Below are 14,433 nucleotides of genomic sequence, written 5' to 3' on the forward strand. Positions count from 1 at the left end.
GGCGCACACTGTCTTCGGCGGGCGTGGTGATGGCTTCGTCAAAGGCGTTGGTGTGCAGCGAGTTGCAGTTGTCGTAAATGGCAATCAGCGCCTGCAGCGTGGTGCGGATGTCGTTGAACTGGATTTCCTGCGCGTGCAGGCTGCGGCCGCTGGTCTGGTTGTGGTACTTGAGCTTCTGGCTGCGCTCGTTCGCGCCATACTTGCTGCGCATCGCCACCGCCCAGATGCGCCGCGCCACGCGACCCATCACCGTGTACTCCGGGTCCATGCCGTTGCTGAAGAAGAACGACAGGTTGGGCGCGAAGTCGTCGACGTGCATGCCGCGCGCGAGGTAGGCCTCCACGAAGGTGAAGCCGTTGGACAGCGTGAAGGCCAGCTGGCTGATCGGGTTGGCGCCGGCCTCGGCGATGTGGTAACCCGAGATCGACACCGAGTAGAAATTGCGTACGTCGTGGTGCACGAAGTACTCGGCGATGTCGCCCATCACCTTCAGGCTGAACTCGGTGGAGAAGATGCAGGTGTTCTGGCCCTGGTCCTCTTTCAGGATGTCGGCCTGCACCGTGCCGCGCACATTGGCCAGCACCCACTCGCGGATCTTGGCGGCTTCGGTGTCGGTCGGCTCGCGGCCGTTCTCGGCCTTGAACTTCTCCAGGTTCTGGTCGATGGCGGTGTTCATGAACATCGCCAGGATGGACGGTGCCGGGCCGTTGATGGTCATCGACACGCTGGTGGTCGGGTTGCACAGGTCAAAGCCCGAATACAGCACCTTCATGTCGTCCAGCGTCGCCACGTTCACGCCGCTGTTGCCCACCTTGCCGTAGATGTCCGGGCGCAGATCGGGGTCGTTGCCGTAGAGCGTGACCGAGTCGAACGCGGTGGACAGGCGCTTGGCGGGTAAGCCCTCGCTGACCAGTTTGAAGCGGCGGTTGGTGCGGAAGGGGTCGCCTTCGCCGGCGAACATGCGGGTCGGGTCTTCACCCTCGCGCTTGAAGGCGAAGGTGCCCGAGGTATAGGGGAAGCTGCCCGGCACGTTGTCCAGCATCAGCCACTTGAGGATCTCGCCGTGGTCTTCGTACTGGGGCAGCGCGACCTTGCGGATGGTGGTGCCCGAAAGGCTCTTGGTGGTCAGCGCGGTGCGGATTTCCTTGTCGCGGATCTTCACCACGTACTCGTCGCCCGCGTAGGCCTTCTGCATGTCGGGCCACTGGGCCAGCAGCTTGCGGGCGGCCGGGTCCTGCGTCAGTTCGCGTGCCTGCGCCAGGTCGATGGCGGCCTCGGACGCCTTGGGTCGGTCCGGCTTGCCGACGGCGAGCATGGCGGCGGCGGCGCGCAGTTGCTGGATTTCGCGCGCCAGTTTGGCCTGTTCGCGCGCCCGCTTCTTGTAGCCACGCACCGTGTCCGAAATTTCGGCCAGGTAGCGGGTGCGGGCGGGCGGCACGATGGGCGTCTGGTTCGTGCTGTGGCGCACGTTCACCAGCGGCAGGCGGCCGTCGGACAGCTTCAGGCCCTTCTCGATCAGCCGCGCCTTGAGCGCCTGGTACAGCGCGGTCACGCCGTCGTCGTTGAAGCGTGCGGCCATGGTGCCGAACACCGGCATCTGGTCGGGCATGACGGTGAAGGCCTCGCGGTTGCGCTGCACCTGCTTGGCCACGTCGCGCAGCGCGTCGGCCGCGCCCTTGCGGTCGAACTTGTTGATCGCCACGAACTCGGCGAAGTCCAGCATGTCGATCTTTTCCAGCTGGCTGGCCGCGCCGAACTCGGGCGTCATCACGTACATCGGGATGTCCACGTGCGGCACGATGGCCGCGTCGCCCTGGCCGATGCCCGAGGTCTCGACCACGATCAGGTCGAAGCCCGCCACCTTGCAGGCCGCCACCACGTCGGGCAGGGCGGCGCTGATCTCGCTGCTGGTGTCGCGCGTGGCCAGGCTGCGCATGTAGATGCGTTGGCCTTTCTGCCAGGGGGTGATCGCGTTCATGCGGATGCGATCGCCCAGCAGGGCGCCGCCGCTCTTGCGACGGCTGGGGTCGATGCTGATGACGGCCACGCGCAGGCTGTCGTCCTGGTCCAGGCGGATGCGGCGGATCAGTTCGTCGGTGAGACTGGACTTGCCGGCGCCGCCGGTGCCGGTGATGCCCAGCACGGGCACGGTCTTGCCGGCCGCGGCCGCACGCACGGCGTCGACCATCGCGGCGTCGGCCTTGCCGTTTTCCAGCGCCGTGATCAGCTGCGCCAGGGCGCGCCAGTTCAGTTCGCTGTGGCCCTGGATGGCGTCCAGCGCCTTGGGGGCGTAGGCGCTGATGTCGCGGTCGCAGCGCATCACCATCTCGCCGATCATTCCCTGCAGGCCCATGCGCTGCCCGTCTTCGGGGCTGTAGATGCGGCCGACGCCGTAGGCGTGCAGCTCGCGGATTTCGGCCGGCACGATCACGCCGCCGCCACCGCCGAACACCTGGATGTGCTCACCGCCGCGCTGCTTGAGCAGATCGACCATGTACTTGAAGTACTCGACGTGACCACCCTGGTACGAGCTGATGGCGATGCCCTGCACGTCTTCCTGCAGCGCGGCGGTCACCACGTCGTCCACCGAGCGGTTGTGGCCCAGGTGGATCACCTCGGCGCCCATGCCCTGCAGGATGCGCCGCATGATGTTGATGGCGGCGTCGTGGCCGTCGAACAGGCTGGCGGCGGTGACGAAGCGCACCTTGTTCGTGGGACGGTAGTTGGCCAGGGCCTTGAAGTCGGCGGACAGGTCGGTCATGGTTGTCTCTCTCGGTATCGGTCGGGGAATTTTTATGCGACGCGCAGGCCCTTGAGGGCCGGGTCTTCAGGGGGGAATCGCAGGTCCAGCGCCTTCAGCGTGTCGCGCACGATGGTCGCGATCATCAGGTTGCGGTGGGTCTTGGAGTTGGCGGGCACCACGGTCCAGGGGGCCCACTCGGTTCTGGTGGCTTCGAGCAGGTCTTCGTAGGCCTTCTGGTAGTCGGCCCATTGCTGGCGGACGTCCAGGTCGCCCAGGCTGAACTTCCAGTGCTTGGTGACGTCGTCCACCCGCTCCTGCAGGCGCTCGCGCTGCTCGTCGAAGCCGATGTGCAGCATGAACTTGAGCACCACGGTGCCGGTTTCGGCCAGCAGGCGCTCGAAGTCGTTGATGTGCTGGTAGCGCTGTTTTGTCTGCGCCGGGGTGATCCAGCCGTTGACCACCGGCACCAGCACGTCTTCGTAGTGGCTGCGGTTGAACACGGTGATGTGGCCAGCGGCCGGCACCTGCTGGTGGATGCGCCACAGATAGTCGTGGGCCCGCTCGGGTTCGGTGGGGGCCTTCCAGCCCACGGTGTGCACGCCCAGCGGGCTGGTCTGGCCGAAAACGCCGCGGATGGTGCCGTCCTTGCCCGAGGTGTCGGTGCCCTGCAGCACCACCAGCAGCTTGTAGCGGCCATCGGCGTAGAACAGGTTCTGCAGTTCGTCGATCTCGCGTGCCAGGGCCAGCACGCGGGCCTGGTCTTCCGTCTTGCTGCCCTGCGAAAACGGCTTGACGCCGGGATCGAGTTGGGCCAGTGTCACACGCGCGGGGGCTGCCCCACGGTCGTGGGCCGGCGCGATGCGCCAGCCGTGCGCACGTGCGCCAGGGCTGGCGGCCAGTGTGGCCGCCGGGAAGGGCAGGCTGGCGTCGATCGCGCGGTGCATGGCGTGTCTCCGGACGGTGGGAACGTCAATGCTGCCGCAGGGTGCTGAATTGACGTTTACGTAAACGTCAATATTAACCCGTTTCGGCAAAAAAGTGGGGCGCCAAAGCGCCCCTGGGTGGTGGCGGGGCGTGCCCGCCCCGTGCCCGCAGCCGGTTACTTGTAGAGCACCTCGGGCAGCCACAGACCGATGGCCGGGAACAGGTACAGCAGCACGATGGCCAGCACCTGGATGCCCATGAAGGGCAGCATGCCGGCAAAGATTTGGTTGAGCGTGACGTGCTTGGGGGCCACGCCTTTCAGGTAGAACGCGCTCATGGCCACCGGCGGGCTCAGGAACGCCGTCTGCAGGTTCAGCGCCACCAGCAGACCGAAGAACAGCGGGTCGACCCCGAAGTTGTCCAGCAGCGGGATGAAGATGGGCATGAAGATGACGATGATCTCGGTCCATTCCAGCGGCCAGCCCAGGATGAAGATGATCACCTGGCTCAGGATCAGGAACTCGGTCTTGGTGAGGTTCATGCCCAGCACCCATTCCTCCACCAGTTGCTGCCCGCCCAGCAGCGCAAACGCGGCCGAGAAGATGGCCGAGCCTACGAACAGCCAGCAGACCATCGCGCTGGTCTTGGCGGTCAGGAACACGCTTTCTTTGACCACGTTGAAGGTGAGCTGCCGGTAGGCGATGGCCAGCAGGAAGCCGCCCAGCGCACCCACGGCCGCCGCTTCGGTGGGCGTGGTCAGGCCGAACACGATCGAGCCCAGCACCGCCAGGATCAGCACCAGCAGCGGGAAGAAGCTGGAGAGCAGCATCTTGAAGATCTCCAGCCGCGCGTAGCTCAGGATGCCGTAGAACACCACGAGCGCGAGCGCGCCGACGCCCAGACCGATCCAGTAGCCCTGCGGCGCCGGCTGGGTGGTGGCCGGCGCGCCGCCTGACGCCGATGCCGGTGCCGGTGCCGGTGCCGGTGCCGTTGCCGATTCGGCGCCGGGTGGCAGCGCCACGCTGTCCGCGGGTGGCTGGGGTCGGTCGGCTTCGGCACCCGGCGGCAGTGCGACGGCGTCGCTGGCCGCACCGGGTGGCTCGGCCACCGCGTCGCCGGCGCCCGCGGGCTCGCTCAGGCCGCCGCTGTCGCTGGGCGGTTCGCTCAGGCCGCCGGATTCGGCGCCGGGCTCGGCCAGACCGCCCGCCTCGGCGCCCGGTTCCGCCAGACCGCCCGCGGCGGGTTCAGCGCCCGCCCCCATGGGCTGCAGTTCCTCGTAGGTATCGACCACGGTGACGCGGGTGGCGCTCTGGTAGCTGAGCAAGGCCACCGCGGCAAACAGCACGGCGGGCAGCAAGGCAATGCCCAGCTGACGCAGCATGTAGCCGGTGGACACGCCGTGGTTGTTCGCCCCCTTGAGGGCTTTGACCAGGCCGCCCACGGCCCAGGCGCTGCCGGTGGCGCCCATGCGCACAAGCTGCGCCGGCAGCGGCACGATGCGCTTTTCGGCGCTCAGCGGCGGGGCCCAGTTGGGTTTGACCTTCGCGACCACGATCACGTACACGATGTACAGGCCGGCCAGCATGATCCCGGGGAAGAACGCGCCCGCGTACAGCTTGACGACCGACACGCCCGCGGTGGCGCCGTACACGATCAGCAACACGGACGGCGGGATCAGGATGCCCAGGCAACCGCCGGCGGTGATGGCGCCGGCCGTGAGCCGCACGTCGTAGCCCGCGCGCAGCATCTGCGGCATGGCCAGCAGGCCCATGAGCGTGACCACCGCGCCCACGATGCCGGTGGCGGTGGCGAAGATCGCGCAGGTCACCAGCGTGGCCACCGCGAGCGAGCCCGGCACGCGGGCCAGGGCCAGGTGCAGGCTGTGGAACAGCTTCTCGATCAGGTTGGCGCGCTCGACCAGGTAGCCCATGAACACGAACAGCGGGATCGAGATGAGCACGTCGTTGCTCATGACCGAAAACGCCCGCTGCACCATCAGGTCCAGGGTTTGTTTGATCGCCCCGGCCGAGGTCTGGTCGCCCGAGTGGTAGGCAAAAAACGCGAACAGCATGCCCATGCCCATGAGGGTGAAGGCGGTGGGAAAGCCCAGCATGATGGCCACCACCACCAGCGAGAGCATGAGCAGGCCATAGTGGCCGTTGGTCATGGTCGGGGCGCTGATCACCATGGTCAGCACGCCCAGCAGGATGAGCGCCATCAGCCCAAAGCCGAACCAGAGTTCTTTGCGGATCATCATGGCTGTGCGCCTTTCTGTTGTTGCACCACCAGGCGGTCCAGGCTGTCGATGTCGCTGTCCTTCACGTGGACCATTTCCTTGAGCTTGTCGACGTCGACCTCTTCCACGTCGTCTTCACGCGCGGGCCAGGCCCCGGTTTTCAGGCAGATCACGCAGCGCACGATTTCCACCAGGCCCTGCAGCAGCAGCATGGCGCCGGCGATCGGCACCACGAACTTGAACGGGTAGACCGGCAGCGGGTCGGCGTTGAAGGTCTGTTCGCGGATGGCCAGCGAGTCGTTCGCGAAGGTCCAGCCGGCCCAGGTCAGCGCCACGATGCCGGGCAGGAAAAACACGATGTACAGCGTCAGGTCGACGCCGGCCTGCGTGCGGGGCTTGAAGAAGCCGTACAGCACGTCGCCGCGCACATGGCCGTTCTTGGCCAGCGTGTAGGCACCGGCCGACATGAAGAGCAGGCCGTACATCATGATCTGCGCGTCCAGCACCCAGGCGTGGGGCTTGTTGAGCACGTAGCGGGAGAACACCTCCCAGCTGATCAGCAGGGTCAGGCCGACCACCGACCAGGCGCAGGCTTTGCCCAGCCAGGTCGACAGCCGGTCCACCGTCATCAAGAGTTTTTGCATGGCTTTCCTCAAATGAAAAGGGGCGCCCGTGGGCGCCCCGCGGGCACAGTGGGGCGGATCAACCCTTCTTGGCGCCCTTGCCGAAGTAGTGGTTGTAGGCCATCTTGAAATCGACCATGTAGTCGTTCTGCCACTGACCGGCGCGTTGCGCGAAGGCGCGCTGGCTGTCGAGCACCTTCTTGAACAGCGGGTTCTCGCCGCCCTTCTTGGCGATGATCTTGTCCCACGCCGCCAGCTGCGCGCGCAGGATGGCATCGGGTGTCTTGTAGAACTTCACGCCCTGCTTCTTGAGCTCGATGTAGTCCTCCGAATTGCGCTGGATGGCCTTCCAGCTCATGTCGGCGCTGGCGGCCTGCACCGCGTAGTCGATGATGGACTTCAGCTCGGCCGGCAGCGCTGCGAGCTTGGCTTTGTTGAAGAGGATTTCGAATTGCTCGCCGCTCTGGTGGAAGCTCTGCAGCATGCAGTTCTTGGCCACGTCGGGGAAGCCCAGCAGGCGGTCGGACGAGGCGTTGTTGAACTCGGCGCCGTCGATCAGGCCGCGGTCCAGTGCCGGCACGATCTCGCCACCGGGCAGCGGGTTCACCGCGGCGCCCATGTCGGTGTACATGTCCACCGCCAGGCCCACGGTGCGGAACTTCACACCCTTCATGTCTTCGGCCTTGGCGATCGGCTTCTTGAACCAGCCAAACGGTTGCGAGGGCATGGGGCCGTAGAGGTACGACACCACATCCAGGTTCAGGCTCTTGTAGATCTCTTCCAGCAGCGCCTTGCCGCCGCCGTAGTTGTGCCAGGCCAGCACCATGTTCGGGTCCATGCCGAACGCCGGGCCCGAGCCCCACAGCGCCAGGGCGGAGTTTTTGCCGTAGTGGTACGCCACCACACCGTGACCGCCATCCAGCGTGCCTTTGGCCACCGCTTCGAGCAACTGGAAGGCCGGGACCACGGCGCCGGAGGGCAGCACTTCGATCTTCAGCCGGCCACTGGCCATGTCGTTCACCTTTTTGGCGAAGTCGTTGGCGTACTCGTGGAAGATGTCTTTGGCCGGCCAGGTGCTCTGGAAGCGCAGCGTGGCGGTCTGGGCCGACGCGATCATCGGCGCCGACATGGCACCAGCGGCCACGGCGGCGCCTTTGAGCATGTTGCGGCGCGAGGTGGCGGTCTTCTTTTCTGACATGGGTTGTCTCCGTCTGTGGGTGGAAGGGCGGCCCATGATGTGCAGCAATGCCGCGGATACGGTGCAGGGTTTCCACCAGCCCGCTGTCGTTCGCGCGACCGCCTGTGACGACAAATCAAGGACTTGGCGTCTGCGGCATGTTGAAGATTTTTCACAGCCTGTGTGAAATGGGCCTCGGCCGGTGCGGCGGGCCCGTTTCCAGGCGGTGGCGTGCCTCCTACAATTTGCGCCTTTGTCCCGTCCCTGGAGCCTCGATGACCACCGTCCACGACCCCGAACGCAAACGCGCGCTCGTGCTGCGCCTCAAACGAGTCGAGGGTCAGTTGCGGGGCATCCAGAAGCTGATCGAGACCGATGCGGACTGCGAAAAGGTGGCCCAGCAGCTGGCCGCGGCGCGCAAGGCGCTGGACAAGACCTTCTTCACCATGGTGGGCTGTGTCATTGCCCAGGGCGACGTGCCGGCCGACGACGTGGCCGACATGCTTGCGCGTTTTTCCTGACCGCTTGGGGGACACCCGCGATGCAACCGATCCAGCTGTTCGACCCCGCCTCCAGCACCTACACCTATGTGCTGTTCGACGTGAACACGCGCGAGGCGCTGATCATCGACCCGGTGGACGAGCAGATCGAGCGCGACCTGGCCACGCTGCGCGAATACGGTCTGCGGCTGGTGTGGGCGGTAGAAACCCATGCCCACGCCGACCACATCACCAGTGCCGGCAAGCTGGCCGAGCTGGCCGGCGCCCGCACGGCGGCGCCGGCGGGTTGCGGCATCGGCACCGCGGGGGTGCAGCTGGCGCACGGCGACACGCTGTCGTTCGGCGCCGAAAGCCTGCAGGCCCTGCACACCCCCGGCCACACCGCCGGCAGCATGAGCTTCGTCTGGCGCGAACATGTGTTCACCGGCGACACCTTGCTCATCAACGGCTGTGGCCGCACCGACTTCCAGTCGGGCAGCGCGGTGGAGCTCTATCGCAGCCTGACCCAGGTGCTGTTCGCCCTGCCCGACGCCACCACCGTCTGGCCCGGGCACGACTACCACGGCCGCACGCACTCGACCATCGGGCTGGAAAAAGCCGCCAACGCCCGTGTGGCCGGCAAGTCCGAGGCCGAGTTCGTGGCCCTCATGGACAGCCTGAACCTGCCCCGGCCGCGCCGCATCGACGAGGCGGTGCCGGCCAACCTCACGTCCGGCATGCGCCACGACGTGGACGGCGCGCTGCTGCTGCAGCCCCGGCCCGGCGCGGGCGGTTACGCTGGCGACGTGTCGCCCCAGCTGGCCTGGCAGTGGGTGCAGGCGGGCGAGGCGGTGCTGGTGGACGTGCGCACCGACGCCGAGCGCGAGTGGGTCGGCTTCGTGCCCGGCGCCACCGGCCTGGCCTGGAAGCAGTGGCCCGGCATGGCGATGAACGCGGCGTTCGACGACGGCATCCGCCAGGCGGCGTCGGGCGGGCAGAAGCTGGTGCTGCTGTGCCGCAGCGGGGTGCGCTCCATCGCCGCGGCCAAGCGCGCGACCGAACTGGGCCTGCAGGCCTACAACATCCTCGAAGGCTTCGAGGGCGATCCGGACGCCGATGCCCACCGCGGGCGCAAAGGCGGCTGGCGTTTCCACGGTCTGCCCTGGCGCCAGAACTGAGCCTGGCCTTGCACACCGCCGTTGCGCGGCGGCACCACTGGTCGGCATCTCTTCGCCAAACTTGAGAAAAAAGCGTAACAAGCCCTGTCAGGCCTGACAGGGCTTGTGCGGTTTGTCACGCATTCCTTTTTTCAATGGGGTTTTCTTTTCCCAAAGGAGATCTCCATGGAAACCCTCGCCCGTCCCCTTGACAAGGCCCCCGCACAACCTGCGATCTCGGCCCACCTGGCCGCGCGCATCCAGCGCGAATTCACCACCCGCTGGGACACGCTGTGGAGCGGCCGCTCGCTGCTGCACGGGCGAGACGCCGGCCCCGACGCGGTGCGCCTGAACGGCAACGACTACCTCAGCCTCACCGGCCACCCCGACATCGTGCGGGCGCAGACCGAGGCGATCAAGACCGACGCCGAGTTCGTCATCCAGTCCAGCGTGTTCCTGCTCGACGAGCACCCGGCGCGCCAGCTCGAACTCAAGCTCGCGGCCCTGCTCGGCAAGGAGGACGGGCTGATCTGCCAGTCGGGCTATTCGGCCAACCTGGGTCTGCTGCAGTCGATCGCCGACGAGCACACCGTGATCTACATGGACAGCCTGGCCCACACCTCGCTGTGGGAAGGCGCGCGGCGCGCCGGCGCCACGGCCCACCCGTTCCGCCACAACGACCCGCAGCACCTGGACCGCATGATCGAGCGCCACGGCCCGGGCATCGTGGTGGTGGACTCGGTCTACAGCACCACCGGGGCCGTCTGCCCGCTGGAGGACATGGTGCAGATCAGCGAGCGGCGCGGCTGCATGATCGTGGTGGACGAGTCGCACTCGCTGGGCACGCACGGCCCCCAGGGCGCCGGCCTGTGCGTGGCGCTGGGGCTGAGCGATCGGGTGCACTTCATCACCGCCAGCCTGGCCAAGGCGTTCGCGGGTCGGGCCGGCTTCCTCACCGTGCCGGCGGCCATGCGCAACTACGTGCTCAGCACCAGCTACCCCAACATGTTCAGTTCCTGCCTGTTGCCGCACGAGGTGGCCGCGCTGGACGCGACGCTGGAGGTGATCCGCCGCAGCGACGCCGAGCGCGAGCGCCTGCACGCCATCACGCGGCGCCTGCGCGCCGACCTGACGGACCTGGGCTATCCCATCCACCAGGGCACGGAGCAGATCATCGCGCTGGAGTCGGGCACCGAGCCGGCCACCATGGTGCTGCGCGACCTGCTGGAAGAGCGCGACGTGTTCGGCGCGGTGTTCTGCGCCCCGGCCACCAGCCGCAACCGAACCATGGTGCGGCTGACGCTCAGCGCCGCGCTGACCGACGCCGAGCTGGACCACGTGGCCGGCGTGGCGCGCGAGATCGCGCCGCTGGTCAAACCCTGGGACTGGCCGCTGGCGCGCCGCGCCCGGTTGGCTGTTCAGGCATCCTGAACGCTGCGCGAGCCCTGCATGTCCAGGAAGTTGCGGTAGGCGTACAGCGGCTGGGGCAGGTCGCTGGCGCTCAGGTCGAACAGGGCGCCGGTCAGCAGGCCCTCGTCGTCCACCGCGAAGGCCGGCGCGGTGCGGATCGGGCCGCGCAGGCCCAATTGCTGGTGCAGTTCCACCGCCGGCAGCAGCTGGCCGGCCTGCACCGCGCGCACCACGTCCAGCCCCAGGCCGGCGGTGCCCGCCAGTTCGGCCGGTTCGTCCAGCGAGCCGGTGGGTTCGAGCTGCAGCCACTGTGCGCGGCCATCGCTGTCCAGGCCCAGCAGGCCGAAGGGTTCGCCCAGCACCACGTATTCCACCCACCGCTTCTGGGTCAGCTGGCGCAGGGCGCGCGTGACCGCCGGCACCTGCAGCACCGACAGCTGGGCCGGCTGCAGCACCGCGCGCCACAGCGTGTTCAGCCGCGGGTGGGGGGTGCTCGAGCGCTTGGCCAGCGCGCCCAGCAGCCGCCCCGCGATGTCGGGCGCCTGCTTGGGGATGAACTGGTCGATCAGGCCGCCGTTGAAGGCCTGGATGGCGATCTGCTCGTCGGCCTGCCCGGTCAGCAGCATGCGCGAGCCGGGCCAGTCCAGCAGGGTGTTGAGCACTTTCAAGCCATCGGTGCCGGGCATGGCGTAGTCCACCACGCAGGTCTGCACCAGCTGGTAGCGCGCGGGGTTGTTGGCCCAGTAGCGCAGCAGCTGCGGCAGCAGGTGGTGGCCATTGCGCCAGCGCTCGATCATCTGCAGGTGCAGGGCGGCGTCGGCTTCCCAGCGCGCAGGCTCGTCGAGCATGCGCTCCAGAAAGGTGGTGGGTCGCATGTACAGCTCCACCTGCAGGTGGGTGGGCAGCACCATGCCCAGCATGTCGAGGTAATCCAGGTCATCGTCGAGGAAGACGATGCTGCCGGAGCGGTGAAAAAGCGGGAGTTGCAAGGCCATGGAAACGCGAATCGGTGTGGCAGCTCAGGGGCTGGGGTGGGTTTCCAGGGGCAGGTCGACCATGAAGGTCGCGCCTTCGGCGGGTTCGGAGTGCACGCTGATCTGGCCGTTGACGGTCTCGACCACGTTTTTGCAGAACGTCAGGCCCAGCCCGCTGCCCGCGCCGCTCTGGGTGGAATAAAAGGGTTCGAAGATGCGGGACTGTTTCTCGTGGGGAATGCCCACGCCCTGGTCGGCGACGCTGATGCGCCCCTTGCCGTGGTGCAGCCCCACCTGGATGCGCAGGTCGCCCGGCTGCGGCGCCGTGCCGGCCGACGCCAGCGAGTGCAGCGCGTTCTTGACCAGGTTGGCCAGCAGTTGCGCGAACAGCGGGCGCGAGCCGACGAAGCAGAAGTCGTGCTGCACATGGACCTGCACGCAGTCGCGTTCGCGCGAGGAGCGGTAGGGGTAGCCGGCCACCACCTCGTGCACCAGCTCGGCGGCCTGGATGGTCGAGCGCTCCTTGGGCAGGCGCAGCAGCTGGGCGTTCGAGATCTGGGTGTCGATCTGCCGGTTCATGCTGCGCACCAGGTTCTGCAGCCGGGTGGAGAGCTCCTCGATTTTTTTGCGCTTGTTGTCCGGCAGGTCGTGTTGCGCCAGGTTGCGCAGCACATCGCCCATGAGGTTGACGGTGGCCAGCGGCGTGCGCAGTTCGTGCGCCATCACGCCCATGGTGCTCAGGGCATTGATCAGCCGGGTGCGGCGCAGGTTGGCGCTGGAGGCTCCCAGCATGATGGACGAGACCCACGCGAACGCCAGCACCACCAGCTGGTCCAGCCCGGTGGCCGTGTCCGGCAGCGGCTGCGCGGGGGGTGTGGCCAGCAGATAGCTCAGGCCCGTGCCCGCCAGCGCCCCCAGGGTGGCCAGGCGCCAGTCGGTCAGGTGGTAATAGATGACGAGCATGCAGGCCATGCTGGAGAACCAGACCGAGTTGCCGCCATTCATCCAGTACATCCAGGAGAAAAACAGCGGCAGCTGCAGCCAGCAGACCCCGCTGAAGGTCCAGACCGCCAGGCGCGAACTGAGGTCGCGGTGGACCACGGGCAGCAGCAGCGGAATGCCCAGTCCGGCGTTGAACAGGCGCAGGCCCACGTTCTCAAAGGGCTGCGGAATCAGATAACCCCAGATCCAGGCGAATGTCAGATGTCCCAGTACCGTGAAGGCGCCCAGCCACTGAAGCCGCGCGCGCGATGGGTGCAAAATAGGTTCCAGCGGAGCGTGGATGGTCTCGTCCACCAGCCACCGCCACAACCGCGTCCGCGCACGGCGCACCCCCATTCGGTCCAACGGCAACATGTACTCCTTCCTTCTTCGGCAGCCCTGTCACCTGGACGGGTGGGTGCGACCAGCGGGTATTGTCCCCGCAAGAGGCGCTCGAAAACCATGACGCTGCCTGTCAACTTTGACAGCGTGAGCGTGGACGCCATCCTGGCCGACTGGGTGAGCGCGCTGACCGAACACGGGGTGGAGTCGGTGGTGGTGCTGGGCCCCACGCCAGCGGGGGGGCGCGACGACCGCGAGGTGCTGGCCGTGCACCCGCCGCGGTTGCTGGGGCCCGCACAGGCCCTGGCCGAGAGCCGCGACTTTGGTGCCGGCTGGCGCGACAGTGACGCGCCGCTGGTCGCCTGGCAGGACATCTCCAAGTCGGCCTTTGTGGACCAGGCTGGCCGCTGGCGCCGCCTGTGGCTGGCCCACGGGCACCAGACCCTGGTGCGCGTGGCCTTCACCCTGCCGGCCGGGCGGGCCTTCGAGTGTTTCCTGTTCAGCCCGCGGGCCTTCGCCGACCGCTCCGAGGCCGCGGCGCTGGCCTGGTCGGCCTTCAACATCTGGCCCATGCTCAAGCGCGCCATTGCCGAACAGCGGTTGAGCCTGAGCCCGCGCGAGCAGGAGAGCCTGAACCTGGCCTTTGAAGGCCTGACGGCGCGCGAGACCTCGCTGCGCATGGACTGTTCGGAACGCACGGTCAACTACCACCTGGCCAACGCCATGGCCAAGCTGCAGACCGACAACAAGCTCTCGGCCGTGCAGCGCGCCTGCTGGATCGGGCTCATATGAGTCACCCCCGCCGCCGGGCTTTGATCCACCCCCGCGCCGCGCCTGCGGTGCGTCACCCCCTCCAAGGGGGCGGCACTGGCGGGCCGGGAAACCCGGGCCCGCGGTGCCCTGTGCCCGGGCCTGTCGCGCCGGAGCCGTCCCATCCCCGCCTGTGCTGCGCTGCCGCAAGGCCCCAGTGCGGGCTTGGTCATAATCCCTGCATGAGTTTTCTGGCCCTTGATGTTGGCAACACCCGCCTGAAATGGGCGCTCTACGAGGCTCCGCAGGTCGGGGCGCGGCTGCTGGCCCACGGGGCGCAGTTCCTGGAGAACATCGAAAAGCTGGCCGACGGCGACTGGAGCGGCCTGCCTGCGCCGCGCTGGGTGATCGGCTGCGTGGTCGCCGGCGACGCCGTCAAACGCCGTGTTCAGGAGCAACTGGAGCTGTGGGACGTCAGCCCGCAGTGGGTGGTCTCCAGCAGCGCAGAGGCGGGTCTGACCAACGGCTACGACCACCCCGCCCGGCTCGGCTCGGACCGCTGGGTGGCCATGATCGGCGCCCGTCAGCGGCTGCTGGCACAAGGCACGGCGCGGCCTTGCGTGGTGGTCATGGTGGG

At 67.5% G+C, this 14,433-nt stretch carries 12 protein-coding genes and 1 pseudogene; 6 read left to right on the plus strand and 7 right to left on the minus strand.

What is annotated here, in order from left to right; translation table 11 throughout:
* From icmF to ACR2JA_RS15430, 5 genes are all read right to left on the minus strand, one after another.
* Positions 1–2,761: fused isobutyryl-CoA mutase/GTPase IcmF (icmF, locus tag ACR2JA_RS15410; RefSeq protein WP_434009959.1), on the minus strand; the 2,761-nt coding region annotated here is incomplete at its 3' end.
* A gap of 32 nt (positions 2,762–2,793) precedes the next feature.
* Positions 2,794–3,687, minus strand: coding sequence for a PPK2 family polyphosphate kinase (locus ACR2JA_RS15415; RefSeq protein ID WP_434009960.1), 894 nt, complete (start codon positions 3,685–3,687; stop codon positions 2,794–2,796).
* Between the two features lie 155 nt (positions 3,688–3,842).
* Entirely contained in the window at positions 3,843–5,924 is a 2,082-nt protein-coding gene (locus tag ACR2JA_RS15420; RefSeq protein ID WP_434009961.1) for a TRAP transporter large permease subunit, read from the minus strand.
* Positions 5,921–6,547, minus strand: a complete 627-nt coding sequence (locus ACR2JA_RS15425; protein ID WP_434009962.1) for a TRAP transporter small permease subunit — start codon at positions 6,545–6,547, stop codon at positions 5,921–5,923. The genes ACR2JA_RS15420 and ACR2JA_RS15425 overlap by 4 nt, the downstream gene beginning before the upstream one ends.
* A 58-nt stretch (positions 6,548–6,605) precedes the next feature.
* Positions 6,606–7,724: a TRAP transporter substrate-binding protein gene (locus ACR2JA_RS15430; protein WP_434009963.1), complete on the minus strand. Its 1,119-nt coding sequence runs from the start codon at positions 7,722–7,724 to the stop codon at positions 6,606–6,608.
* A gap of 254 nt (positions 7,725–7,978) precedes the next feature.
* On the opposite strand from ACR2JA_RS15430, the gene ACR2JA_RS15435 reads away from it, so the two are divergent.
* From ACR2JA_RS15435 to cqsA, 4 genes and pseudogenes are all read left to right on the plus strand, one after another.
* Positions 7,979–8,224 carry a metal-sensitive transcriptional regulator gene (locus ACR2JA_RS15435; RefSeq protein ID WP_310564269.1) on the plus strand — a complete coding sequence of 82 codons (246 nt, stop codon included), beginning with the start codon at positions 7,979–7,981 and terminating at the stop codon, positions 8,222–8,224.
* A gap of 20 nt (positions 8,225–8,244) precedes the next feature.
* A pseudogene (locus tag ACR2JA_RS15440) lies at positions 8,245–8,745 on the plus strand (MBL fold metallo-hydrolase); the annotation flags it as partial.
* A gap of 174 nt (positions 8,746–8,919) precedes the next feature.
* Complete coding sequence (locus ACR2JA_RS15445; RefSeq protein ID WP_434009969.1) at positions 8,920–9,360, plus strand: rhodanese-like domain-containing protein; 441 nt, start codon at positions 8,920–8,922, stop codon at positions 9,358–9,360.
* Positions 9,361–9,525: 165 nt separating this feature from the next.
* Positions 9,526–10,770 (plus strand): alpha-hydroxyketone-type quorum-sensing autoinducer synthase, encoded by a 1,245-nt coding sequence (cqsA, locus tag ACR2JA_RS15450; RefSeq protein ID WP_434009964.1) that lies wholly within the window; start codon positions 9,526–9,528, stop codon positions 10,768–10,770.
* Here the strand turns inward: cqsA and ACR2JA_RS15455 are convergent.
* Complete coding sequence (locus tag ACR2JA_RS15455) at positions 10,758–11,738, minus strand: response regulator (RefSeq protein WP_434009965.1); 981 nt, start codon at positions 11,736–11,738, stop codon at positions 10,758–10,760. The two genes, cqsA and ACR2JA_RS15455, sit on opposite strands and share 13 nt — an antisense overlap.
* A 30-nt stretch (positions 11,739–11,768) precedes the next feature.
* Complete coding sequence (locus ACR2JA_RS15460; protein WP_434009966.1) at positions 11,769–12,983, minus strand: sensor histidine kinase; 1,215 nt, start codon at positions 12,981–12,983, stop codon at positions 11,769–11,771.
* Between the two features lie 183 nt (positions 12,984–13,166).
* Between ACR2JA_RS15460 and ACR2JA_RS15465 the strand changes: the two genes are divergently transcribed.
* Entirely contained in the window at positions 13,167–13,838 is a 672-nt protein-coding gene (locus ACR2JA_RS15465; protein ID WP_434009967.1) for a LuxR C-terminal-related transcriptional regulator, read from the plus strand.
* 200 nt (positions 13,839–14,038) lie between these two features.
* A partial coding sequence (locus ACR2JA_RS15470; protein WP_434009968.1) for a type III pantothenate kinase occupies positions 14,039–14,433 on the plus strand: 395 nt, incomplete at its 3' end.

Origin of the sequence: Hydrogenophaga sp. (assembly GCF_051007235.1) — a bacterium.
In the GTDB taxonomy this organism is placed as follows: domain Bacteria; phylum Pseudomonadota; class Gammaproteobacteria; order Burkholderiales; family Burkholderiaceae_C; genus Hydrogenophaga.

What these genes read in the sequence shown, in the direction of transcription:
- ACR2JA_RS15415 (WP_434009960.1), bottom strand. Translation starts at nt 3,687, where the DNA reads ATGCACCGCGCGATCGACGCCAGCCTGCCCTTCCCGGCGGCCACACTG.
- ACR2JA_RS15420 (WP_434009961.1), bottom strand. Translation starts at nt 5,924, where the DNA reads ATGATGATCCGCAAAGAACTCTGGTTCGGCTTTGGGCTGATGGCGCTC.
- ACR2JA_RS15425 (WP_434009962.1), bottom strand. Translation starts at nt 6,547, where the DNA reads ATGCAAAAACTCTTGATGACGGTGGACCGGCTGTCGACCTGGCTGGGC.
- ACR2JA_RS15430 (WP_434009963.1), bottom strand. Translation starts at nt 7,724, where the DNA reads ATGTCAGAAAAGAAGACCGCCACCTCGCGCCGCAACATGCTCAAAGGC.
- ACR2JA_RS15435 (WP_310564269.1), top strand. Translation starts at nt 7,979, where the DNA reads ATGACCACCGTCCACGACCCCGAACGCAAACGCGCGCTCGTGCTGCGC.
- ACR2JA_RS15445 (WP_434009969.1), top strand. Translation starts at nt 8,920, where the DNA reads ATGCGCCACGACGTGGACGGCGCGCTGCTGCTGCAGCCCCGGCCCGGC.
- cqsA (WP_434009964.1), top strand. Translation starts at nt 9,526, where the DNA reads ATGGAAACCCTCGCCCGTCCCCTTGACAAGGCCCCCGCACAACCTGCG.
- ACR2JA_RS15465 (WP_434009967.1), top strand. Translation starts at nt 13,167, where the DNA reads ATGACGCTGCCTGTCAACTTTGACAGCGTGAGCGTGGACGCCATCCTG.